The sequence below is a fragment of the Planomonospora sp. ID67723 genome, assembly GCF_015711605.1.
GTDB lineage: Bacteria > Actinomycetota > Actinomycetes > Streptosporangiales > Streptosporangiaceae > Planomonospora_A.
Genome location: NZ_JABTEZ010000002.1, coordinates 541,534 through 565,272 on the forward strand (window position 1 = coordinate 541,534; position 23,739 = coordinate 565,272).

General features: G+C 71.8%; 18 protein-coding genes and 3 pseudogenes. 10 read left to right on the forward strand and 11 right to left on the reverse strand.

The annotated features are described in order from the left end of the window. Positions 1-254: 254 nt before the first annotated feature. Positions 255-1,022, forward strand: coding sequence for a class I SAM-dependent methyltransferase (locus HS041_RS15075; protein ID WP_196441310.1), 768 nt, complete (start codon positions 255-257; stop codon positions 1,020-1,022). Next, on the forward strand, positions 1,019-2,128 hold the full coding sequence (locus tag HS041_RS15080) for a DegT/DnrJ/EryC1/StrS family aminotransferase (protein WP_196441311.1): 1,110 nt from the start codon (positions 1,019-1,021) through the stop codon (positions 2,126-2,128). Before HS041_RS15075 ends, HS041_RS15080 begins: the two co-directional genes overlap by 4 nt. A 54-nt stretch (positions 2,129-2,182) precedes the next feature. Here the strand turns inward: HS041_RS15080 and HS041_RS15085 are convergent, their stop codons facing one another. The 6 genes and pseudogenes from HS041_RS15085 to paaA form a co-directional block, all read right to left on the reverse strand. After that, the gene (locus HS041_RS15085) at positions 2,183-4,318 is read right to left on the reverse strand and encodes a molybdopterin oxidoreductase family protein (RefSeq protein ID WP_196441312.1); all 2,136 of its coding nucleotides are present in this window, start codon (positions 4,316-4,318) and stop codon (positions 2,183-2,185) included. 21 nt (positions 4,319-4,339) lie between these two features. Beyond that, entirely contained in the window at positions 4,340-5,422 is a 1,083-nt protein-coding gene (locus HS041_RS15090) for a 2Fe-2S iron-sulfur cluster-binding protein (protein WP_196441313.1), read from the reverse strand. Beyond that, positions 5,422-5,883 (reverse strand): 1,2-phenylacetyl-CoA epoxidase subunit PaaD, encoded by a 462-nt coding sequence (gene paaD / locus HS041_RS15095; RefSeq protein ID WP_307845300.1) that lies wholly within the window; start codon positions 5,881-5,883, stop codon positions 5,422-5,424. Before paaD ends, HS041_RS15090 begins: the two co-directional genes overlap by 1 nt. Beyond that, the gene (gene paaC, locus HS041_RS15100) at positions 5,880-6,611 is read right to left on the reverse strand and encodes a 1,2-phenylacetyl-CoA epoxidase subunit PaaC (protein ID WP_196441314.1); all 732 of its coding nucleotides are present in this window, start codon (positions 6,609-6,611) and stop codon (positions 5,880-5,882) included. The genes paaD and paaC overlap by 4 nt, the downstream gene beginning before the upstream one ends. Continuing rightward, positions 6,608-6,883 (reverse strand): annotated as a pseudogene (gene paaB, locus HS041_RS38340) (1,2-phenylacetyl-CoA epoxidase subunit PaaB); the annotation flags it as partial. The gene paaC and the pseudogene paaB, both read right to left, overlap by 4 nt. Positions 6,884-6,916: 33 nt before the next feature. After that, positions 6,917-7,873, reverse strand: a pseudogene (gene paaA, locus HS041_RS15105) (1,2-phenylacetyl-CoA epoxidase subunit PaaA); the annotation flags it as partial. 88 nt (positions 7,874-7,961) lie between these two features. Between paaA and HS041_RS15110 the strand changes: the two are divergent. Further along, positions 7,962-9,488 carry a benzoate-CoA ligase family protein gene (locus HS041_RS15110; RefSeq protein ID WP_230879079.1) on the forward strand — a complete coding sequence of 509 codons (1,527 nt, stop codon included), beginning with the start codon at positions 7,962-7,964 and terminating at the stop codon, positions 9,486-9,488. Here HS041_RS15110 and HS041_RS15115 read toward each other — a convergent pair whose 3' ends face one another. Beyond that, positions 9,489-10,280: an arylamine N-acetyltransferase family protein gene (locus HS041_RS15115; protein WP_196441315.1), complete on the reverse strand. Its 792-nt coding sequence runs from the start codon at positions 10,278-10,280 to the stop codon at positions 9,489-9,491. A 223-nt stretch (positions 10,281-10,503) separates the two neighbouring features. Between HS041_RS15115 and HS041_RS15120 the strand changes: the two genes are divergently transcribed. From HS041_RS15120 to HS041_RS15150, 7 genes are all read left to right on the forward strand, one after another. Next, on the forward strand, positions 10,504-12,198 hold the full coding sequence (locus HS041_RS15120; RefSeq protein WP_196441316.1) for a non-ribosomal peptide synthetase: 1,695 nt from the start codon (positions 10,504-10,506) through the stop codon (positions 12,196-12,198). 5 nt (positions 12,199-12,203) lie between these two features. Further along, positions 12,204-14,099 (forward strand): B12-binding domain-containing radical SAM protein, encoded by a 1,896-nt coding sequence (locus HS041_RS15125; RefSeq protein ID WP_230879267.1) that lies wholly within the window; start codon positions 12,204-12,206, stop codon positions 14,097-14,099. Next, a complete protein-coding gene (locus tag HS041_RS15130; protein ID WP_196441318.1) occupies positions 14,089-15,213 on the forward strand; it encodes an acyl-CoA dehydrogenase family protein in 1,125 nt (374 codons plus the stop codon). The genes HS041_RS15125 and HS041_RS15130 overlap by 11 nt, the downstream gene beginning before the upstream one ends. Beyond that, positions 15,210-16,001 (forward strand): thioesterase II family protein, encoded by a 792-nt coding sequence (locus HS041_RS15135; RefSeq protein ID WP_196441319.1) that lies wholly within the window; start codon positions 15,210-15,212, stop codon positions 15,999-16,001. The genes HS041_RS15130 and HS041_RS15135 overlap by 4 nt, the downstream gene beginning before the upstream one ends. Continuing rightward, the gene (locus tag HS041_RS15140; RefSeq protein ID WP_196441320.1) at positions 15,998-17,227 is read left to right on the forward strand and encodes an acyltransferase family protein; all 1,230 of its coding nucleotides are present in this window, start codon (positions 15,998-16,000) and stop codon (positions 17,225-17,227) included. The genes HS041_RS15135 and HS041_RS15140 overlap by 4 nt, the downstream gene beginning before the upstream one ends. Before the next feature lie 96 nt (positions 17,228-17,323). Beyond that, positions 17,324-18,205 carry a phytanoyl-CoA dioxygenase family protein gene (locus tag HS041_RS15145; RefSeq protein ID WP_196441321.1) on the forward strand — a complete coding sequence of 294 codons (882 nt, stop codon included), beginning with the start codon at positions 17,324-17,326 and terminating at the stop codon, positions 18,203-18,205. 90 nt (positions 18,206-18,295) lie between these two features. Next, positions 18,296-18,751: an SRPBCC family protein gene (locus HS041_RS15150; RefSeq protein WP_196441322.1), complete on the forward strand. Its 456-nt coding sequence runs from the start codon at positions 18,296-18,298 to the stop codon at positions 18,749-18,751. Positions 18,752-19,058: 307 nt separating this feature from the next. Here HS041_RS15150 and HS041_RS40445 read toward each other — a convergent pair. From HS041_RS40445 to HS041_RS15165, 4 genes and pseudogenes are all read right to left on the reverse strand, one after another. Next, positions 19,059-19,196 (reverse strand): annotated as a pseudogene (locus HS041_RS40445) (IMP dehydrogenase); the annotation flags it as partial. Positions 19,197-19,453: 257 nt separating this feature from the next. Then, positions 19,454-20,665 carry a class I SAM-dependent methyltransferase gene (locus HS041_RS15155; protein WP_196441323.1) on the reverse strand — a complete coding sequence of 404 codons (1,212 nt, stop codon included), beginning with the start codon at positions 20,663-20,665 and terminating at the stop codon, positions 19,454-19,456. A gap of 107 nt (positions 20,666-20,772) precedes the next feature. After that, the gene (locus HS041_RS15160) at positions 20,773-22,131 is read right to left on the reverse strand and encodes an FAD-binding oxidoreductase (RefSeq protein ID WP_196441324.1); all 1,359 of its coding nucleotides are present in this window, start codon (positions 22,129-22,131) and stop codon (positions 20,773-20,775) included. Then, on the reverse strand, positions 22,132-23,676 hold the full coding sequence (locus HS041_RS15165; RefSeq protein WP_196441325.1) for a methyltransferase domain-containing protein: 1,545 nt from the start codon (positions 23,674-23,676) through the stop codon (positions 22,132-22,134). Positions 23,677-23,739: the final 63 nt, after the last annotated feature.

The window sequence follows — 23,739 nt, forward strand, 5'->3', positions numbered from 1 at the left end:
TTTCCCGGCGCATCTGCCGGAGTACTGTTTCGCCTGCCAGGAGTTTTCCCGGCGCCTTTCCGGCCGCCGACGTGAGCCCTGCGGAAAACTGGCAGCGAGGGGAAAACGGCCTGCAGCTTACTGCCCGCCGAAAGCCTGGTTCCGGCCCGTGCCGCCGAGCAGGATCGGAGGCGTAAGCAAACGGAATGCGAAACCGGTGAGAAAGAGGCAGTGACATGACAGTGCTCGCGTCCGTACCGAACGGGAAAACGGCTGTGGCCATTGACGACGTCACCGGGGAGGGCAACGTCTACGGCGACGACGTCAGCGAGATCTACGATCTGCTCTACCGGCGCCGGGGCAAGGACTACCGGAAAGAGGCCGAGGTCGTGGCCCGCCTCGTCCGCGAGCACGCGCCCCACGCGGACTCCTTGCTGGACGTGGCCTGCGGCACCGGGGAGCACCTCAGATGGCTGCGGGAGAGCTTTCCCCGCGTCGCGGGGCTGGAGCTGTCGGAGGGGATGCGGGCACGCGCCGAGGCCAAGCTGCCGGGTGTCACGGTCCACCCGGGCGACATCCGCGACTTCCGGCTCGGCCGGCAGTTCGACGCCGTGTGCAGCCTCTTCGCCACGGTCGGCTACATGGAGGGCACGGACGAGCTCGACGCCGCGGTGGCGAGCATGGGCCGGCACGTGGCGCCCGGCGGGGTGCTCATCGTGGAGCCCTGGTACTTCAGGGACGGCTTCGTCGACGGGTACATCGGCGACGACGTCGTGCGCGAGGACGGACGGACCATCGCCAGGGTGGCGCGGTCCTTCCGGGTGGGAGACACCGTGCGGGTGCAGGCCCACTTCGTGGTGGCCGACGGCGCCGGCATACGCACCTTCGAGCACACGCAGGTGATGAGCCTGTTCTCGCGCAAGGAGTACGCGACGGCCTTCGAGCGGGCCGGTTTCACGGCCACCTGCCTGGAGGAGACCGGCGCCATGCTGGCCGGTCGCTGCCTGTTCCTCGGCGTGCGGCAGGACGGAACCGCTAGGTGATCCCCCTGTTCAAGGTGGAGATGGCGGCCGACGCCGCCGACCGCGTCACGGCCGTCCTGGACAGCGGCATGCTCGGCCACGGGCCGCTGGTCGGGGAGTTCGAGCGCGAGCTCGGCGCCCGGCTCGGCAACCCTCATGTGGCCGCGCTGAACAACGGCACCTCCGGCCTGCAGCTCGCGCTGCGCCTGGCCGGCGCCGCCGACCGGCCGGGCGGCGAGGTGCTCAGCACCCCGTTCACCTTCGAGGCGACGAACTGGAGCATCCTGGCCGGCGGCCAGCGCATCACCTGGGTGGACATCGACCCGGCCACGCTCAACATGGACCTGGACGACCTGGCGAAGAAGATCACCCCCCTGACTCGCGCGATCATGGTGGTGCACTGGGGCGGCTCCCCGGTGGACGTCGACCGGCTCACGCGCGTCCTGGACGACGCCGAGGCGGCCCACGGCCACCGCCCGGTGGTCGTGGAGGACTGCGCCCAGGCGTGGGGCGCCCGCGTCCACGGCCGCCCGCTCGGCAACCACGGCAACCTGTGCGTCTTCAGCTTCCACGCGACCAAGCACCTCAGCTGCGGCACCGGTGGCCTGCTCGTCCTGCGCGGCGAGCAGGACCTGCTGCGCGCCCGCCGGCTGCGCTTCTTCGGCATCGAACGGGACGCCGACCGGGTGCACGCCGACTACGACGTGCCCGAGTGGGGCTACAACTTCTACATGAACGAGATCTCCGCCGCCATCGGCCTGAGCAGCCTGACCGCGGTGGACGACCGGATCGCCCGGCACCGCGGCAACGCGGCGTTCTACGACGCGGAGCTGGCCGGCGTGCCCGGTCTGGAGCTGACCGCGCGGAGCGAGGGGCTGGAGTCGTCGTTCTGGCTCTACCCCGTCAAGGTGGACGACCGCGCCGGGTTCATGCGGAAGATGGCCGAGGCCGGAGTGGAGGTCAGCATGGTGTCGCGGCGGAACGACGCGCACGGTTGCGCGCCGCCGGGGCGGGCGCTGCCGGGGCTGGAGGCCGTGCACGACCGGGTGGTGCACATCCCGGTCGGCTGGTGGCTGTCGGAGGAGGACCGGGCGCACATCGCGCGCACGATCAGATCCGGCTGGTAGGCGGCACGAGTCCGGCTCGTGCCGCCGTTCCCTATCCCTTGCCCGGCTTCGCTGTCATGCGCTGACTTTGCTGATCGTCACGGGAACCGCGTTGAACACCGCGTTGCCCGACACCGGGTCGATGACCCTCTCGTCGGTCAGCGCGTTGGCGTTGACGCCGGCGTGCTCGACCGCCACCGGCTGCCCTTTCCCCGCATGGCCCCACCCGTGCGGGAGGCTGACCACGCCGGGCATGATCGATTCGGTGGGCTCGACGGGCACCACGACCTCGCCGGCGGCAGACCGTACCAGCGCCTGATCGCCCAGCCCGAGCCGGGCGACGTCGTCGGGGTGCACGTGCAGGGTGCACCGGTTGCTCCCGCCGACCAGCGTGGGCACGTTGTGCAGCCAGCTGTTGTTGGAGCGGAGCTGGCGCCGCCCGATGAGCAGGATCTGCGAGCCGGGTGCGGTGCGCCGGGCGCGCAGCCGGCGCGCCTCCTCGACCATCGCCGCGGGCGCCAGCTCGACCCGTCCCGACGGCGTGCGCAGCAACTCGCCGAGCCGGGGCTCCAGCGGGCCCAGGTCGATGCCGTGCGGCCGGGCCAGCAGGTCCTTCAGCGAGAGCTTGTAGGCGCCGAGCCGCAGCAGGGCGTCGAGCATCAGCTCGGGCCCGCTGTCGCCGCCGAGCTCGGCCCGCAGGCCCGCCGCGTCGCCGAGCACCTGGCCGACGATCGCCTCGTCGAGCGCGGCCGGATCCGCCTGGGCGCCCTGGCCCGCCGCGATGAGCGTGAGCCTGGCCAGGATCTCCGCCTCGGAACGCTGATCGGGGTCCAGCGGGAGGACGGCGGGCGAGAACCTGGCGTAGTTGCGCACCGTCACGGTGGACAGCAGGAAGTCGTAGTGCGGCATCTGCAGCATCCGCGGCGGCGGCAGGATGACGTCGGCGTGCTTGGTGGTCTCGTTGAGATAGGGGTCGACGCACACCATGAAGTCGAGCCCGGCCATCGCCCGGTCCAGGCGCGGGCCGTTGGGGGCGGACAGCACGAGGTTGCCCGCCACCGTCACCATGGCCCTCACCTGGCCCTCGCCCGGCGTCTCCAGTTCGTCGGCGAGAGTGGAGACCGGCAGCTCGCCCATCACCTCCGGCAGGTCGCGCACCCGGCTGCGCCAGTGGCCCGTGGTGAACGGTTCACGCGGCCGGAAGATCTCCGCGATGGCCGGCCGGGTGAACATGACGCCACCGGGCCTGTCGAAGTTGCCGGTCAGCACGTTGATCACGTCGACCAGCCACTGCGTGAGCGTGCCGAACTCCGAGGTGCAGGTGCCGATCCTGGTGTAGACGGCCGCCGTGGGCGCCGCCGCCAGGCCGCGGGCCAGCGCGACGATGCGATCGGCGGGCACGCGGCAGATCTCCGCGGCCGCTTCCGGGGTGTGCGCGGCGACCGTCTCGCGCAGCTCGTCCAGGCCGTCGACGTCGAGGTCGATCGACGTCAGCTCCTCGGCCAGCAGGGTGTGCACGACGGCCATCAGCAGGTGGGCGTCGGTGCCCGGGCGGACGAACAGGTGCTCGTCGGCCATGGCGGCGGTCCTGGTGCGCCGCGGGTCGGCCACGACCAGCCTGCCGCCGCGCCGGCGCAGCGCCTTGAGCCTGCCGGGGAAGTCGGGGGCGGCGCACAGCGAGCCGTGCGACTCGGCCGGATTGGCGCCGATGACCAGCAGGAAGTCGGTGCGGTCGAGATCGGGCACGGCGATCGCGAAGGGATCGCCGAGCATGAGGCCGCACGCCACCTGCTTGGGGATCTGGTCGATGGTGCTGGCGGAGTAGACGTTGCGGGTGCCGAGCGACTGGGTGAGCGGCATCCGATACATGAACCCCGCCATTGTGTGGAATGTCGGGTTTCCGAAGTAGACGGCGACGGCGTCGCGCCCGTGCTCCGAGATCACCCGCCCCAGGCCGCGCTCGACCGCCTCGAAGGCCGCCTCCCACGACGCCTCCCGCAGCTCCCCGTCCTGGCGCACGAGCGGATGACGCAGCCGGGAGGGGTCCTCGTCGAGCGTCCCGAGGCTGGCGCCCTTGGGGCAGATGTAACCGCGCGAGAACGGGTCGTCGGCATCCCCCTTGACGGAGAGGACGTGACCCGTCTGGTCCAGCTGCAGGCGCAGGCCGCAGACGGCGTCACAGATGGGGCAGGTTCGGTGCGCGATGGTCATGGGTACTCCCGATGCCGAAGATCACAGGACGTCGAAGTCGATACGCACGCGGTCCGTGAGCGGCACCGCCTGGCAGGTCAGGATGTCGCCCGCCGCCCGGTCCTCGTCGGTGAGCGCCCACGTGCGCGCCATGCGCACCTCGCCCTCGACGACGCGGGCGCGGCAGGTGCCGCAGACGCCGGTCTGGCAGGAGTAGGGCACGTCGGGGCGGGCCGCCATGACCGCGTCGAGCACGCTGCGCCCCGGCTCCAGGGGCACGGTCGTGACCCGGCCGTCCATGACGACGCTCACCTCCGCCGCGTCGCCGGCGGGCTCCGTCCGGCTCTCACGGGGACTCTCGCCCACGTGGAACAGCTCGGTGCGGACCGTGGCGGGGTCGACGCCGTGGCCGGCCAGGGCGGCTGCGGCCTCGCTCACCATGCCCGCCGGGCCGCACACGAACCACTCGTCGACCTCGGCGGGCCGTACCAGCCGGGGCAGCAGCACGTCCAGCGTCGCGCGATCCAGCCGGCCGCGGGGCAGGCCCGCCCGCGGTTGCTCGCGGGAGAACAGGTGCACCAGGTGCAGCCGCCGCGGATGGCGGTCCTTCAGATCGCCCAGCTCGTCGGCGAACATCGTCGAGGAGGCCGCGCGGTTGCCGTACAGGACCGTGAAGCGGCTGCCCGGCTCGGTGTCCAGCGCCGTGGCGACGAGCGACAGCACGGGGGTGATGCCCGAGCCCGCGGCCACGGCGGCGTAGCGGCGGCGGCGCGCGGGATCGAACGGCACGCCGAAGGTGCCGACGGGCGACAGCAGTTCGAGCTGATCGCCCGGTGTCAGGTCCCGGGCCGCATGGGAGGAGAACGTCCCGCCGGGCACGAGGCGCACGCCGAGGCGCAGCCTGCCGCGTGCCGTCAGCTCGCGCGGGGTGGAGCACAGCGAATAGGCGCGGCGGATCTGGCGGCCGTCCACCGGCAGGCGCACCGTGACGTGCTGGCCGGGAGTGAAGGCGAAGGCGTCCGTCAGCTCGTCCGGGACCACGCAGGTCACCTCGACCGCGCTGCCGTCGGCGGCGACCGGCGTGACCGACTCCACGCGGACGCGGTGGAACCGCGGCCTGGCCATCAGTGCGCCTTCATGTGCTCGAAGGGCTCGCCGCAGCCCGTGCAGCGCCGCAACGCCATGCAGGCGGCCGCGCCGCAACTGGCCAGCTCCGTCGTGTCGGGGGAGGAGCACCGCGGGCACCCCGGCGCGAGCATCGGCAGCGACAGCCGGCCCGGCGGTGCGATGCCCGCGTCGGCGAGCTTGGCCCGTGCGGTCTCGCTCAGCCAGTCGGTCGTCCACGGCGGCGACAGCGAGACCACCACCTCCACCCCCGTCGCGCCCGCCGCCCGCGCCGCCGCGGCCACGTCCGCCTTGATGAACTCGAGCGCCGGGCAGCCGAGATAGGTGGGGGTGACGGTGATGACCGCGTGGCCGCCGTCGTCGACGCTCACCCCGCGCAGCATGCCCAGCTCCCCGATGGACAGCACGCGCAGCTCGGGGTCGGGCACCGCCGCCACCGCCGCTTCCACGCGCGCCCTCACCAGCGTGCTCCCGCATGCGCCCGGTGGACGGACTGCATCTCCGCCAGCAGCGGGCCGAGCCACTCGGTGTGCCGGCCGTGCCGGCCGCCCGTGGCCGCCCAGCCGTCCTGCGGCCGGGACAGCGTCGCCTCGCCGAGCACCTTCTCGACCACCCGCAGCCACGGCTCCCGCAGCGTCGCCGGGTCCAGGCCCGCCTCGGGCGCCGTCCACGGCTCGAACAGCTCGTGGGTGTACGGCCACACCTCCTCGACGGCGTCACGCATGCGCCGGTGCGACAGCGGCGTCCCGTCACCCAGGCGGATCGTCCAGGCGGAGGCGTAGCTCACGTGGAAGGCGCTCTCCTTCGCGGCCTTGGCGGCGATGCCGGCCAGCCGGGGTTCGGCGGTGCGGGCCAGCCGGCTGAACAGCAGCTTCTGGTAGGCGGCCAGGAACAGCGTCTTGGCCACGGTCGTGCCGAAGTCGCCGTTGGGCAGCTCGACGAGTTGCGCGTTGCGGAACCCGGCCTCGTCGCGCAGGAACGCCAGCGCGTCCTCGTCCCGGCCGGCGCCTTCGAGCTCGCCGGCGTAGCCGAGGAACGCCCGCGCCTGCCCCAGCTGGTCCAGCGCGACGTTGGCCAGCGCCACCTCCTCCTCCAGCTGCGGCGCCCTCGCGCACCACTCCGCGGTGCGCTGCGCGGCCACGAGCGCGTCGTCGCCGAGCCCGAGAAGGTAGTCGAACAGGCTGGTCACAGGCCCTCAACTCCTTCGGGCGGCGGGTAGAAGGAGGCATGCCGGTACGGCTTGCCGGCGGCGGGCTCGAAGTAGGCGTCCTTGTGCTCCGGGTCCGAGGCGGCCATGGACCGCGACGGCACCACCCACAGCGACACGCCCTCCTCCCTGCGCGTGTAGAGGTCGCGGGCGCTGTGCATCGCGACGGTGGCGTCAGGGGCTTGCAGGCTGCCCGCGTGGACGTGGCTGACCCCGCGGCGCGGCCGTACGAAGACCTCCCAGAGCGGCCACTCCGCCGCGTCCTCCTGCGCTGAGGCGTGCTGGGCGGCGGTCCCCGGCGCGGCCGCGTGCTTCGCCGCGTGGGCGGCGGCCGCCTCGCGGACCCAGGCGCCCTCCTCGTGGGCGCGCCGCCGGTGCGCCAGCCGCTGCCTGTTGCGCGGCCCGTGGCCGGCCACGACCCGCATGAGCTCGTCGTAGTCGGGCGGGGTGAAGTCGTGGTGCCCGCGCTCGGCGTTCCAGCGCAGCGCCGGGTCCGGGAGGCGGACCCCCAGCGCCTTGGCCTGCGGCACGCACAGATCCACGAACCGCTGCCGCAGCTCGTCGTTGCTGGCCCGCTTGATCCGCCACGCCATGGAAGCCGCGGAATGCGTGGACTTCGAGTCCGGCGGCCCGAACATCGCCAGCGCCGGCTGCCACCAGCGATCCACCGCCTCCTGCAGCGACTGCCGCTGCTCGGGTGTGCCGCGCGACAGCGTGTGCAGCAGGTCGAAGCCCTGCCGGTGGTGGAAGGACTCCTCACGGCAGATGCGCACCAGCGCCCGGGCGTACGGGCCGAACGAGGTACGGCACAGCGACACCTGGTTGACCACGGCCGCGCCGTCGGTCAGCCACGCCAGCGCGCCGACGTCGGCCCAGGTGAGCGTCGGGTAGTTGATGAACGACAGATACTTCTGCCGGCCCTCGTGCAGCGCGTCGAGCAGGTCCTCCCGGCGTGCGCCGAGCGTCTCGGCGACCGCGTACAGGTAGAGCCCGTGCCCGGCCTCGTCCTGCACCTTGGCGATGAGGACGGCCTTGCGCGCCAGGCTGGGCGCCCGGCTGATCCAGGCCGCCTCGGGCTGCATGCCCATGATCTCCGAGTGCGCGTGCTGCGCGATCTGCCTGATCAGGCTCGCCCGATAGCCGTCCGGCATCCAGTCCTTCTGCTCGATCTTCTGATCCGCCGCGATCAGGGCGTCGAACGCGCTGATGCCCACGACCCACCTCCCTCCGCAGATCGTTCTCAGCCTTGCCTTCCGCCCCGTGCGACGCATCTTCGAGCTTGCGGCAATCTGCGAGATGTACGCCGGGACGAGCCCCCTGACGATGGGCGGCATGACGACAACCGCGAAGGACCTGCCGGAAACGCTGAACATCGCCACCCATTTCCTCGACGGCAACGACCCCGGCAGGACCGCGCTGTTCACCTCCGCGGGTCCGGTGACCTACGGCACGATCCAGGCGCTGGCCAGCCAGGTGGGCCACGTGCTGCGCGAGCTGGGCGTGCGGCGCGGGGACCGGGTGCTGCTGGCGCTCGGCGACGGCGTGGAGTCGGTCGCCACCTGGTACGGCGTGCAGAAGATCGGCGCGGTCACCGCCGAGGTCTACACCTACCTGCGGCCCGACGAGTACCGTTTCTTCGCCGAGTACGCCCGCCCCGCCGTGGTCGTGGCCGACGCCTTCACGCTGGACAGGCTCCGCGCCGCGGGCATCCGCGACCTCCTGGTGGTCGGCGTGCCCCGGGACCGGCTGCGGGCCGGCGAGCACCACTTCGAGTCGCTGACCGCCGCCGCGCCCACCGTGCTGGAGGCCGCCCCGACCACGCCCGGCGACGTGGCCATGTGGCGCTTCACCACCGGCAGCACGGGCAAGCCCAAAGCCTGCGTGCTGCCGGTCCGCAGCGCCGCGCTGAGCATGGAGTGGTTCGCCAAGGGGGTGCTGGAGCTCGGTCCCGGCGACGTGGTGCTGCCGGTGCCCAAGCTGTTCTTCGGTTACGCCAACAACATGACGGCGCTGTTCCCCTTCCGCGTGGGCGCGGCGGGGATCGTCTTCCCCGAGCGGAGCACGCCGGAGCGCATCTTCGAGCTGATCGCCGAGCACCGGCCCACGATCCTGGTCAACGTGCCCACCATGATGAGCGCCATGCTCGCCCACCCCGACGCCGCCCGCCAGGACCTCAGCAGCCTGCGCGTGTGCATCTCGGCCGGCGAGGCGCTGCCGGTCGAGCTGCACCGCAGGTGGCTGGACACCTTCGGCGTCGAGGTGATGGACGGCATCGGCTCGTCGGAGATGTTCCACGGATACGTGTGCAACCGGCTGGGCAGGGCCAGGATGGGCACGCTCGGCCAGGCCGTGCCCGGCTACGACGTGCGGGTGGTCGACGAGCGCGGCAGGCGGCTGCCCGACGGCGAGGTGGGCCGCCTGGAGATCACCGGCGAGACCGCGGCGCTGGAGTACTGGCAGGACCCGGTCAAGTCGGCCGCCACCTTCGTGGCCCCGCACACCGTCCGCTCGGCCGACCTGTTCTCCCGGGACGAGGACGGCTACTTCACCTTCAGCGGCCGGGCGGACGACCTGCTCAAGGTGGCCGGGAAGTGGATCGCGCCCAGCGAGATCGAGAACTGCCTGCTGGCCCACCCCGCCGTGGTGGAGTGCGCGGTCGTGGGGATCGAGCACGAGGGCCTGACCCTGCTGCGCGCGTACGTGGTGCCGCGCGGTGAGGTGACGGCGCGGGAGCTGCGCGACCACGTGCGGTCGCTGCTGTCACCGCACAAGTGCCCCAAGGACGTGCGCCTGGTGGACTCCCTGCCCCAGACCCCGTCCGGCAAGATCGACCGTCGCGCTCTCGCCCCCGCGCGCTAGCTAGCCCCGGGGCAGTGCGGCCAGCTCGACGCCGAACCGGGCGCGGTAGGTCTCGCGCAGCTCGTCCTCGTCCTCGATCACCGTGGTGAGCTTGGCGCCGTTCTCCCGCACCGACAACGTCGTGCCGCTGAGCGTGACCCGCCCGCCGTCCGTCGGGATCGTGCAGTACAGGTGCTTCAGGTGCGGCGACTCGGGCGAGTGCTGGTACCACCACCACATCGCCTCGAAGTCGTCCACCAGCCGCGGCCTGTCCTCCAGCCGGTACTGGTGCAGGCCGTCACGCAGCAGGTCCACGTCGCCGAGCGGCGCGGGGGCGAGCTCGAACGTCCCGTGCGGATCCCGCTGCGGCTGCCCCGTCACCCAGCGCAGCGGGTGACGCGCGCCCCTGCCGTACCCGACGTCGACCAGCCACGGGTCGGGCGAGTCCGCCGTGCGCACGCGCAGCGCCATGTGCCCGATGATCGGCCCGAGCACGCCGCCGTCCGCCACGCGCCCCGCCAGCACCTCCGCGTCGAACCCCAGCACCCGCAGCAGCTCGAAGAACGCCCCGTTCAGCTCGTAGCAGGTGCCGCCGCGCCGCCTGGTGACGATTTTCTCGATGGCCGCCGCGCCGATGCCCATCGGCTCGCGCAGGTGGAAGTCGACGTTCTCGAACGGCACCGTCATGACATGGCGGCCGTGCAGGTCGCGCAGCGCGGCGGCGGTCGGCGCGGGCGGCCGGTGGGCGCCGATGCGCCGCAGGTAGGCGGCCACCGTCCGCTCGTCGAGTAAAGGCCCGTGTGTCAGCGTCATCGTGCGGCTCCGCATTCTCACAGAAATGGAGGTACCAGGACTGTGTCATTCTGTGGCCACTCAGGCACCTTTTCCGTTGCGCAGACCGCTGGGCAATTCATGAGATGCGAAAGGCGCGACAGCCCGGCGAGTATGAGGCGAATAAACGTAGCCCCGGGAGGCAGAATTGACCGGTCCGAGCTCCGTGACGGCAACTCGCCCCTTTGCCGTCGTTTCCGCGGGAGTGCGATGGTGGGCGCAGGTCCAGCCGGATCAGCACGCGGTGGTCAGCGGCGGGCAGGCGCTGACCTATGCCGAACTCGACGAGCGCTCCTCCCGGCTGGCGGGCGTGCTGCGCGAGCGCGGGGTGGGCAAGGGAGCCCTGGTGGTCCTGGCGCTCGAACGCTCGCCCGAGCTGGTGGTGGCCGCACTGGCCGTGATGATGGCGGGCGGCGCCTACGTGGGCGTCGACGTGGACGAGCCGGACGCGAGGCTGGCCGCCGTCATCGCCGACTCGGGCGCCCGCCTGGTGATCGCGCGTGAGGCCGGGGCCACCCGGTTCGCCGGCGCCGACGTGCTGCCGATCGAGCGGGCGTGGGACGGCGACGCGCTCTCCCTGTGGGAAGGGCCCGAGATCACCCCCGGCGATCTCGGCTACGTCGTGTACACCTCCGGCTCGACCGGCGTGCCCAAGGGCGTGCTCGTGCCGCACGAGGGCCTGGCCAACCTGGCCGCCTGGCACCAGCGGACGTTCGAGGTCATGCCCGGCGACCGCGTCAGCCAGCTCGCCAGGCCCTCCTTCGACGCCTGGGCGCTGGAGGTGTGGCCGTGCCTGGCGGCGGGCGCCACGCTGTGCCTGATGGAGGGCCGCCTGCCCGGGTCGTCCGACGCTCTGGCCCAGTGGATCTCCGAACAGGGCATCACGGTGTGCTTCCTGACCACGGTGCTCGCCACCGAGCTCTTCGACCAGCGGGTGGGCGCGTCGCTGCGGGTGCTGCTGACCGGCGGGGAGAAGCTGCGCCGGCGACCTCCCGCCGACCGGCCGTACAAGCTGTTCAACCTCTACGGGCCGACGGAGACCAGCGTGGTGGCCACCTACGCCGAGGTGGGGACCTACGGCGGGGCGCCGCCCATCGGGTATCCGCTGCCCGGCATGCGCGCCTACCTCCTGGACGAGGAGCGCCGCCCGGTGCCTCCCGGATCGGTCGGCGAGCTCCACATCGGCGGCACCGGCGTGGCGCTCGGCTACCTCAACAGACCCGAGCTCACGGCGCAGCGGTTCACGGCCGACCCGGCCGACCTGACCTCGCGCATGTACGCCACCGGCGACCTGGCGCGCGAGCTGCCCGAAGGCGGCCTCGCCTTCGTCGGCAGGGCCGACGACCAGGTCAAGGTCCGAGGCTTCCGCATCGAGCCCGGCGAAGTCGAGTCGGCGTTGCGCGGCCTTCCGGAGGTGCGCGAGGCCGTGGTGGTCAAGAGCGAGCAGGCCGACCAGCTCGTCGCCGCCGTGGTGCCGGCCGACCCGGCGAACCGGCCCGATCCCGTGCTGGTGCGGCGCGACCTGGCGCGGCGGCTGCCCGACTACATGGTCCCGGGCACGGTCACCGTGCTCGACGCGCTGCCGATGACACCGCACGGCAAGGTCGACAGGAAGGCGCTGGCCAGACCACAGGAACCGGCCGGTCCCGAGCCGGACGGCGGCGACCTGCGCACCGACACCGAGCGCGCGCTGGCCGAGCTGTGGTGCGAGGTGCTCCAGATCAGCTCCGTCGACAGGGACGACAGCTTCTTCGAGCGGGGCGGCGACTCGCTGCTCGCCATCCGCCTGGCCTCGCGCGCCAGGCAGCGCGGGCTGCGCATGGTGGCCGACGACCTGTTCGAGTATGACGTGCTGCACGAGCTGGCCGCATCCGTCAGCGCCGCGAGCCCGGGCACGTGAGCGCGATGAAGGCCTGCCTGGTCGAGCTGACGGTCTACCCCAACACACTGCCGCTGGCCTCCGGCTACCTGCAGGCGTACGCGCGGCAGGACCCCGACGTGGCCCGCGACTTCGACTTCTCCATCCACGCGGTCGAGGTGAACACGCCGCTGGAGACGCTGGTGGCCGACCTGGTCGCGCAGGAGGCCGACGTCTACGGGCTGAGCTGCTACCTGTGGAACATGCGCCGGATGAAGGCGCTGCTCGACGAGCTGGTCAGGGTGCGGCCCGACGCCTACGTCATCCTCGGCGGGCCCCAGGTGATGCACCACGCCGCCGAATACGTACCGCCGACCGCAGGCAACGTGCTGGTGTGCAACGGAGAGGGGGAGAAGCCGTTCACCGCGTTCCTGCGCGAGGTGGCCGGCGAGCGTGACTTCCGCCAGGTGCCCGGCGTCAGCTTCTGGTCCGACGGCGAGCTGGTCACCACCGCGCAGCCCGACCGCATCAAGGACCTGGACGAGATCCCCTCGCCGTTCGCCGCCGGCGTGTTCGACGGGGGCGAGTACACCTTCGCCGTCGTGGAGACCAACAGAGGCTGCCCGTACCGGTGCTCGTACTGCTACTGGGGCGCGGCCACCAACGACAAGGTCCACCGGTGGGAGCTGGACCGGGTCAAGGCCGACCTGTCGTGGATCAGCGAGCACGGCGTGGAGAGCATCTTCATCGCCGACGCCAACTGGGGAGCGCTGCCGCGCGACGTCGAGTTGACCCGCCACCTGGTGGAGTGCAAGCAGCGCAACGGCTATCCGTCGATGGTGGCGATCCAGGCGGCCAAGAACCGCCCCGACCGGGTCACGGAGATCACCGAGATCCTCGTCGAAGGCGGCATGCTGACCAGCCAGCCCGTCTCCCTGCAGACCACCAGTCCGCAGGCCCTCGAGCTGGTGCAACGCGCCAACATCAAGGAGTCCACCTACGTCGAGCTCCAGACCAAGCTGCGCGAGAAGAAGATCAGCTCCTACACCGAGCTGATCTGGCCGCTGCCGGGCGAGACGCTGCGCTCCTACCAGGAGGGCATCGGCAAGCTGTGCGCCACCGGCGCCGACGCCGTCGTCTCCTACCCCCAGCTGCTGCTCCGCAACACGCCCATGTACCGGCAGCAGGAGGAGCTCGGCGTCGTCACCGTGCGGGTGGACGATCCCGTCGCGGAGGCCGACGTGGTCGTCGCCACGAAGTGGGTGACCCACGAGGAGTTCAAGGAGGGCTCCTGGTTCTATTACGCGGTCATCAGCCTCTACAACGCGCGTGCCGGGTTCTTCGTGGCGCGCCTGCTCGACCGCGCCGGCCTGTGCTCCTACACCGACTTCCTGCGCCAGGCCGCCGACTACTTCAAGACCAGGACCGACACGGCGACCTGCGGGTTCTTCGCCGAATCCGTGGCCACGCTGGGCAACTACGACATCAACAACATCGGCAAGGTGCTGCACTACGTCCTGCACTCCCACCGGGGGGAGATGGACCTGCTGCTCGAAGGGTACCTGCGTGAGCACGGCTGGCTGGAGCGGCCCGACGTGCGCATGGCGTTCGAGCTGGACCTGCTGGCCAGGCCGTACGTCTACCGGGAGTCGGTGGTCGCGCCGAGCGTGCCGCTCGAATACGTGCGGCTGGTCGAGCAGGAGCGATACACCTTCGTCGCCGACCTGCCGCGCGAGGCGGCCGCGATGCTGGAGATGCTGCCGGAGCTGCCGGCGTCCGAGCTGGTACGGCTCCGCGTCGACCACGTGGGCCGGCGCAAGATGCCCTACCCCAAGCATCGCAGCCTCGACTACAACGCCGGCTACTGCCAGGTCATGATGAACCGGATGCGGGACATCGTGCCCTCGTGGACGGTGCTGCCGGCGGTGCACCATGCGGCGTGAGCTGTTCACCGCCGACCACGAGGCCTTCCGCGAGCTGGTGCGGACCTTCGTCGGAAAGGAGATCGAGCCGCACTACCGCCGGTGGGAGGAGCAGGGCGCGGCCGACCGGGAGGTGTGGCGCAAGGCAGGCCGCGCCGGGCTGCTCGGCATGGACGTGCCCGCCGAGTACGGCGGGGGCGGCGACTCCGACTACCTCCACCACGTGATCGTGTCGGAGGAACTGGGCCGCGCCGGCGTGCACGCGCCCGCGCTGTCGCTGCACAACGAGATCGCCGGGCTCTATCTGCGCGAGCTCACCACACCCGAGCAGCGCTCCCGCTGGCTGCCGGGCTTCTGCACGGGAGAGCTGGTCACCGCCGTGGCCATCACCGAGCCCGACGCCGGCAGCGACGTGGCCAGGCTGAAGTGCCGGGCCGAGCGGCGCGGCGACCGCTACGTGATCAGCGGCCAGAAGACGTTCGTCACCAACGGCGCCCTGGCCGACCTGCTGCTCGTGGCCGTCCGCACGGGCGGCGGGCTCAGCGTGATCGCCGTGGAGTCCGGCACGCCGGGGCTCGCGCGAGGGAGGGGCCTCGACAAGATCGGCATGCGGGCCATGGACACCGTCGAGCTGTTCTTCGACGAGGTCGAGGTGCCCGCCGCCAACCTGATCGGCCGGGAGGACAGGGGCGCCGCCTACCTCATGCGCACCCTGCGCACGGAACGCATGATGATCGCCGTCTCCGCGCTGGCCACCGCCGAACGGGTGCTGGAGCAGACGATCGAGCACTGCCGCACCCGTCAGGTGTTCGGCCTGCCCGTCGGCGGACACCAGCACAACCGCTTCCTGCTGGCCGAACTCGCCACCGCGGTGGCCGTGGCCCGCGCCTTCACCGACCGGTGCGCGGCCGAGCAGGCCGCGGGCCGGTTGGAGGCGGAGGAGGCGGCCATGGCCAAATGGTGGAACACCGAGCTGTGCCAGAAGGTCGCCGACCGCTGCCTGCAACTGCACGGCGGCTACGGGGTGGTGCGCGACTTCCCGGTCGCGCGGGCGTTCGTCGACACCAGGGCGCAGACCATCTACGGCGGCACGACCGAGATCATGAAAGAGCTGATCGGGCACACGCTGATATGAGGACACCCCCGTGGTACCTGGCCTTCGAACCGAGGCCGTCGGCCAGGATCCACCTCTACGCCCTGCCCTGCGCCGGCAGCGGCCCCTCGGCCTTCCGCCCGTGGACGCGGCACCTGCCGCCCTGGGTGGAGCTGCGTGCCCTCACCCTGCCCGGACGGCCCGGACGGCATCGTGAGCCCGCCCACACCGACTGCGACACCGCCGCGCGCGCCCTGGCCGCCGAAGTGGCGGGGGAGAGCACGCCGTACGCCGTGTTCGGCCACAGCATGGGCGCCATGCTCGGCTACCGGATGGTGCGCGAGCTGGAGTCCGCGGGCGCCCGCCTGCCGGAACTGCTGGCGGTCGCGGCCTGGCCGGTGCGCGGCGCCGTCACCGGGCCCGACCCGCGGGCCGGCGACGAGCGGTTCATCGAGGCGCTGCGCGAGCTGGGCGGCCTGCCCGACGAGATCGCGCGAGACCCCGACGCGCTGGCGCTGACGCTGCCCGTCGCCCGGGCCGACTTCACACTGTGCGCGTCGTACACCTACCGGGCCGAGCCGCCGCTGCCCGTGCCCGTCGCCGCCTTCTGCGGCACGCGCGACCAGGCGGCGCCGGCGCGGGACATGGCCGAATGGCGGCAGCACACCACCGACTTCCGCGGGCTGCGGATATTCGACGGCGGCCACTTCTTCGTACGCGACCGCGTCGGCGAACTGGTCACCGCGATGACGGCAATTCTGGAGATGCGCGGGTCCGGCGCCGCCGACCAACCTGAGAGGGTCGTTCAACTCTCGAGGAGCACCTTATGACAGCCACCGTTATCGGCGACTCCCGGCCCGCACCCGCGACAAGAGGGCAGTATTTTCCGGAACTCCAGGGAATACGCGCACTCGCCGTGCTGGCCGTCGTCACCATTCACTCCGCTTTCGCCTCGGGGCAGATCGGATACCTCGACCAGCCCGGCAACGGCGTGCTCGCCGTGGTGCTGGAAAGGTTCACTCGCGAGTCGCTGCCGATTCTCTTCGCCCTCTCGGGATTCCTGCTCTACCGGCCGTTCGCGCTGGCGACCATCGCGGGCGCCGAGCAGACCTACAAGCTGGGCTCCTACGCGTGGCGGCGGGCGCTGCGCATCTTCCCCGCGTACTTGCTGCTCGCCGTGGTGATCATGTTCACGCTCGGCAAGGAGCAGATCACCGGATTCTGGTACGTCGTGCGCGTCGTGACGATGCAGCACGTCTACGAGCCGGGCGGCATCCCGCAAGGCATGGAGTCGACGTGGAGCATGGCCACGGAGATCGCGTTCTACGCGCTGCTGCCGCTGCTGGCCTGGGCGTTCCACCGGCTGGCGAGCGGCGCCGCGACGCCGGCGGCCAAGGCGCGCCGGGTCCTGCTGCCGATCGGCGCCATCATCCTCATCGGATACGCCTTCAGCGCCTGGAGCCATCACCCCTCGCTCGGTGAGTACCCGGTGCAGGGCAACTGGCCCATCGCCTGGTTCGGCTACCTGGCCGTCGGCATGGCGCTGGCCACCATGTCGGCCGCGGCGGAGAGCGACGGCTGGCTGGCCCCCTACCGGCTGATCGCCCGCAACCCCCTGGGCACCTGGGCGGTCGCGTTCGGCATCACGATCCTCTACTGCTTCTCGCCCATGGGCGACCAGGGCACGGCCAACTTCCCGACCACCTCTGTGGTGCTGTTCAACCAGCCGATCGACCTGCTGATCGTCTTCCTGATGCTGGCGCCGCTGACCGTGCCCGGTGTGCGCTCGCGGTTCATCAGCGCCGTCCTGAACATCACGCCGCTGCAGTTCATCGGCCGCGTCTCCTACGCGATGTTCCTGTGGCACATCCCCGCCATCTACCTGTGGAACCTGTGGGGGACGACGAACTTCCCCCTCGCGCTCCTGCTCGTGCACGGCACCGCGTTCACCGCGGCAGTGATCAGCTACTACGCCGTCGAACGGCCGGCGCTGCGGCTGCGCAACAAGCTCGGCAAGGGCTCCGTGGAGCCCAGCACGCCCGTGCTCGTGCGCTGATCCCGCCTCCGGAGCCCCGGGTCCGGCCATCCCCCAGCCGGACCCGGTGCACGTTCACGCCTCCGCGTCCGTTCAACCCTGATGCCAAGGAAGGTGATGACTGTGGCGAGTCTGACCCGAGTCAGATCCGACGCCGATCTCGACGACGTGGTGGCCGTCCTGGAAAGGGACGGAGCCGTCATCGTGGAAGACTTCGTCGACCACGAGACGCTGGCGGGGCTGTGGGCCGACCTGGAGCCCGCGCTGGAGGCCCAGGCCTACAGTGACAGCTGGTACGACGGCCTGCGCACGCGGCGGGTGTCGTCGCTGTTCGCCCGCACCAAGCGGCTGACCCCCGTGGTGACGCACCGCCTCTACCTGGGCGCCGCCAGAGCCATCATGCAAAAGCCCGTCCCCATGTGGATCGGCAAGTCCAGGCAGGAGATGACGCCGAGCATCCAGATCAGCGCCACCCAGCTCGTGCAGATCCACAAGGGACAGGGCAACCAGCCGCTGCACCGCGACGACGCGCTGCACCTGCGCAGCCATCCCGGCCCCACCAGCCGGGTACAGCTCATGCTGGCCATGAGCGAGTTCACCGCCGCCAACGGCGGCACCCAGGTGATCCCCGGCAGCCACCACTGGGACGACGAGCGGCCCCCGACCACCGAAGAGGCCATCCCCACCGAGATGCCGGCCGGAGGCGGGCTGATCTGGCTGGGCGGCGTCTACCACGGCGGCGGGCGCAACGTGACTGACACGCCACGCACCGGCATGACCATCGCCTACGACCTGGGCAACCTCAGGCAGGAGGAGAACCAGTACCTCGCGGTGCCCCGCGAGCGGGTGCTGGAGTATCCCGAAGAGGTGCGCAAGCTCCTCGGCTACGACCGCTGCCCGCCCGGCGTGGGCTGGCTGGAGATGCACGACCCCTCGATCGTGCTCGAGGCCGAGGACGTCCAGCGGGCCGCGCTCGGCGCCCTCGTCGACAGCCGCTGAATCCCCGGGCGAATGAGCATTCCCGAATAAGACGCCGGACCCGCCGACCCGGAATACTTGTAAGTCGGCATCTCGAGAAAGGACGACACTATGACCGATGCGGCGAGTGGCAAGATAGAGATCACCAGAGTTCTCGACGCCCCGCGCGACGTGGTCTTCGCGGCCTGGACCAAGCCGGAGCACTTCACCCACTGGTGGGGCGCCCCGCTGGAGACCATCTCCATGGATGTGCGGCCGGGCGGCGAATGGAAGGCCACCATCGTCGTCGACGAGCAGACCCAGGTCCCCTTCGCGGGCGTCTACCAGGAGATCGTCCCGAACGAGCGGCTGGTCTACACGCTGGTCGACCTCAGCGGCAGGGAGCCGGCCGAGCAGCAGGCCGCCGGCCCCGAGAAGGTGACCGTCTCCCTGTCCGACGTCGACGGCGGCACCAAACTCACCTTCCTCCAGGAGGGCAACCTCCCCGAGGACGAGATTCCGCGGGCCGAGGAGGGCTGGGGCTTCTTCTTCGACGCCCTCGGCGAGTACGTCAAGAAGATCAAGTAACCCGGCCGAGATCGTCAGCGGCCTGAGCGGCGGGCGTGCGTCGCACGCCGGCACCGGAGGTCCCTCAGGTCGTTGCACAGGATGTACGGCCACGCCGAGGAGCCAGCCGTCCTCGGCGACGAGGGCGAGGGGCCGAGCGCAGTCCCCCGGCGTGGCCGTACAACCAGGCGACAGACACGACTCCCCGTACCACCGACCCCGTCGGCGCTGCTCCCGCGCCACGGGGTTCACGTCTGCGCATCCCCGGTCCGATCGTGCGTGCCGCTACCGAGGCCCGCCGGCTGCCCGAGTCGTCAGTGGTTCCCCTGCCGACGCGCCCGCCGGGGCGGGCGGAGCGGATGGCCTGCATCATCGACTCCTGGGTGCCGACCGCCTCGATCACCGAGTGCGCACCCAGCACGCCGAGCAGGCCGACCGTGCCGTCTCCGACGACCGCGACGGTCTTGAGGTCCTCGACACGGACGTCGCCCGGGGCGTGCAGAACCGCTCCACGCATGAGTAGCGCCCCTTGGGGTGCTGTGCTGTCAATGCGGTGTGCACGTCTCCCGGCGGTGAAGTGCCGCGTACGACGACTCCCGGCGCCGGATCTTCGACCAGGCCGCGAAGCCGGTCGGGCGCAAAGGGAAGCCGGTCGGGCTCAAAGGGCTGACCCCACGCGAGCTGCGGAGCCTGAGGCGGCGCGGGCGCGGTGGGCCGACGGCGTCAGATTATGCGTACCTCGGGCACGTAGACGATCCAGCGGCCGGTGAAGCCGCTTTCCTTCGCCATGATCTCTTCCGCGTGGTTCCAGGCGAACAGGACCGCGTAGTCGGGGCGGTCCTCGAGGAAGACGGACGGCGGCACGACGGGGATGTGCGACCCGGCGACGACTCGGTCCTGTTTGGCCGGGGTGGAGTCGCAGACGTAGGGGATCAGATCGGTGCCGATGCCGCAGTAGTTGGTCACCGTGGTGATCTTGGCGGGGGCGCCGTACCCCGCCACGCGCTTGCCGTCGGCGCGCAGCTCGCGCAGCAGCGTGGTCAGGTCGTCGCGCACGCGCTCGGCCCGGCGGGCGAATTCCTCAAGGGTGGCGTGCTGGTCGAGCCGCTGGGCGCGCTCGGTCGCCAGCAGGTCGGCGACGGCGGGCGCGGGCGGACGGGCGCCGCGCTGGGCGAGCGTGTAGCGCATCGATCCGCCGTGGATGGCCAGCGGTTCGGCGTCGACCAGTTCGAGGCCGAACAGCCTGGCGGCGGCGTGGATGGAGCTGACGGAGAAGACGAAGGAGTGCTCGTCGTAGAGCAGGTCGAAGGCGGTCTGCTCGACGACGGCGCCCAGGTAGGGCTCTTCGAAGACGAACACGCCGTCGGGGCCGAGCAGCGTCCTGACGCCTTTGAGCACGGAGTCGAGGTGGGAGATGTGCGCGATGACGTTGGCACCGAAGATGGCGTCGGCCGGGCCGTGTTCGGCGCGGATGTCCGAGGCCGTCTCCTCGTCGAAGAAGCGCGACAGGATCCGGATGCCCTTGGATCTGGCCAGCGCGGCCACTTCCTGGGAGGGCTCGACGCCGAGGTGCCGCACGCCGGAGTCGGCGATCGTGGCGAGCATGACGCCGTCGTTGCAGCCGATCTCGACGATGAACGGGTCGTGGCCGGTCAGTTCGGTGGCCATCAGGCGGCGCGCCACGCCGGTGAAGTGCGCGCTGTGCACCGAGGAGTTGGACGCCCGGTAGGGGTATTGGTCGTGGTATCTGACTTCCTGCGGGATGTCGGCCATCAATTGCACCATCGCGCACGAGTCGCACATCCCGACGAGCAGCCGGTAAAAGAACTCGTCGGTCAGTTCGCCGGATTTGGGAAAGGCGTTTCCGCGCGGCTGGTCCCCGAGGTCGATCGACGCTTTGACCGGCCCAGAGCAAATGCGGCAGGAAGTCTCCATGGCCTGACGCTAACATTTCCGGCCGGTCGTTTCTTATCGTCGCTTGCCGGGGTGCACGAAGAAAGGGCCCGCCTGCGCGCGGCGGGCCCTTCGTCTCGGGCGGAGGGTCAGGACGACGCGGTGCGGTGGGTCGCGCCGGGCATGATGTCGTCGCGGAACAGGCCGTCGGGGTCCACACGCGCCCGCACCGCGTCCACGGCCGTCACGGTCGCGGCGTCGAGGTGGCCCTGCGGCTGGTCGAACCGCTCGACGAACGTGGGCGCGGTCCTGCCGGTGTCCCAGGGGGCGAGCGCGGCCCTGACGACGGGGAGCCTGCCGATGATCTGCTCCCTGGTCCCGGACAGTCCCGGCACACCGCCACCGGAGTAGGCGTAGCGGGCGTTCAGGGCGTTCAGGGCGCCGCCCGACGGGTCTGGCCGGCCGTACGCGCCGCCGAGCTGCCGCAGGCCCGCCGCGATCAGCGGCGATCCGGAGCCGGCGCCGATGACCTTGAGCAGCGCCTCGATGCCGGCGTCGCCGAGCTCGTCCAGCAGCAGGTGGTCGCCGATGACCTCGACCGGGTCGGACGGGTCCATGTGGGTGTCGAGCAACCCGGCCGGCGCGGTCGTCTGCCAGGTGTCGAGCACCGGCTCGGCGATGTCGCGCAGCGGGCCGAGCAGGTCGTCCGCCTGAGCCAGGGCGGTCGGCACGTCGTCGTCCGTCCCGGCCAGCACGGCGCCGTCCACGCACAGGACGGGGCCCGCCGACAGCATGGGCGGCACGTCGGGCAGGTCGGGCAGGTTGAGGATCCGCACGGTGGTCGTCGCCTCGTCCGGCGCGTCCAGCGTCCATGCGCGCCAGGCCCGCAGCAGCTCGGGGGCGTGCCGGGCCGGCCAGCACGCGGCCCCGGTCACCACCTGCGCGACGGGGAACAGGCCGACCTCCACGGCGGTCACGACGCCGAATCCGCCTCCGCCGCCGCGCAGCGCCCACAGCAGGTCGGCGTCCGCCCTGCGCAGCTCGCCGTCCGCGGTGACCAGCTCCACCGCGCGCACGCTGTTGGCGGCCAGGCCCACGTGCCTGCCGTAGAAGCTGAGCCCGCCGCCGAGCAGGTAGCCGACCACGCCGACCGTGGGCGACGAGCCGTGCGCGACCGACAGCCCGTGCTCGGCGGCGGCCTTGACCACCGCGCCCCAGCGGGTCCCCGCGGGCACGCGTGCCACGCGGCGGTCGCTGTCGATCTCCACGGTCCCCGTCATCTCCGTACGCAGCAGCAACGCCTCACGCATGGGCCTGGCCGCCGGCGCCGAGTGGCCGGTGGTGTGCACGCGGACGGGCAGGCCCTCACGGCGCGCGAAGCGGATGGCCTGCCGGACCTCCTCGACCGTGCGCACCACGGCGGCCGCGGCCGGTTCGGGGATCGCGGCCAGGCTGAAGACCGCGGTGGCCGCGTCGTAGCCGGGCTCTCCCGGCCTGGCGACGCGCATTCAGCTCACCCGCTGAGCGGTGAGGAAGACGAACGACTCGGGACCGGAGCTCTCGCGGACCACCATGCCGGCGTCGGCCAGCCAGCGGTCCAGCTCGGCGCGCTCGAACAGCAGCATGCCCGCCGGTCTGCTGGGGAAGTAGTGCGAGGCCTGGAAGTGGCGGCAGACGGGGTCCTCGTCCCACACGAACGTCATCAGCGTGAACGTGCCGCCGGGCCGCAGCACGCGGCCCACCTCGGCGATCGCGGCCGCCGCGTCGTCGGGGAAGGCGTGCAGCGCGTTCCAGCAGACGACCGCGCCCATGCTGGCGTCGGGCAGCGGCAGGTCGAGCGCGCTCGCCAGGACGGCGGGCACCTCGGGCAGCCGGTGGCGCAGCACGTTCAGCATCGGCAGGCCCAGGTCCAGCGCCAGGAGCCGGTCGGCGCCGACGGCGGCGGCGATGACCTCGGTCCAGCGGCCGGCGCCCGCGCCGAGGTCGAGGACGGGGCCGTCGACGGGATTCACGCTGCGCCCGATGTAGGCGTCCTCGTCGGCGAGGGTGACCGCGCCGCCCCAGTTGCCGCCGGCCACGCGCAGGAACTCGGGGCGCAGCAGCGCCTCGTAGTAGAGCCCCATGCTGGGCATCTCGGCGAGGCTCTTCAGCAGGTCGGCCGTGGCTTCGTCGGCGTCGTCCCGCACCGTCCTGGTGAGGTCGAGGATGCCGCGGAAGGCGGGATAGGCGACCTCGCAGGCCGGGCAGCGCACGGCCTCCCGGCCGACGTCGAGGGGGCCGCGGCAGGCGGGGCAGGCCAGCGCGGCCGCGTGCGGCCTGAACAGGTCGAGCCGGGGGTCGTCGCCGCCGGCGCTCTCCTGCGGCGGTGGCTGCGGGCCGGGGGTGGTGACCGGCAGGCCGTGCCGGACGGACCAGTAGGCCTTGAGCCCCATGTAGCCCCACACGGTCCTGCTGTCGTTGCGCCAGTTGACCTCGGCCTGCTCGTCGGTGAGCGCGCCGATCCAGGCCCGGTCGAAGGCGCGCTCCTCGGGTGTGAGCCGCCAGATCTCCGGAGCGGGCCAGACCCTGCCGAGGCCGGTTCGCTCGGCGTCCATGGTGCGCAGGCACCGCTCCAGCCTGGACCGGTCGCCGGAGTCGAGGCCCAGCTCCCCGGCGGCACCGAGCACCCTGTCGCGGTCGTCAGGGAAGTGCGCGAGCAGGTAGGCCAGCGCCTGGCCGAGCGCCGGGGTGGCGTGTCGGGCCAGGTCCAGGTAGCGGTCGAGGCCGGCGCGCACGGCCTCGACCTGCCCCGCCTCCGCGATCAGGCCGAGCAGGATCAGCAGGCGCCCGGCACGTCCGGCGTCGAGCCCGTCGAGCGCGGCGATGAGGCCGGGGATCGCGGCCGGCGCGCGCTCGGTGAGCGTGCCGCCCTCCCACAGCGTCTGGTCCTGTGCCGTGCCGGGCGTCCACAGCGCGCCGGCCAGCCGCCCGAAAGCCGCGTCGACCTCGTCGGCCGCCGCACTCGTGAACTCCTCGACAAGGATCGATGACGCATACGTGGTGTCAACGCTCATTGAGACATTCCCTTCGCACGAAACGCCTTTCAGCATCACACCGGCCGCTCGGCCCGGTCATCT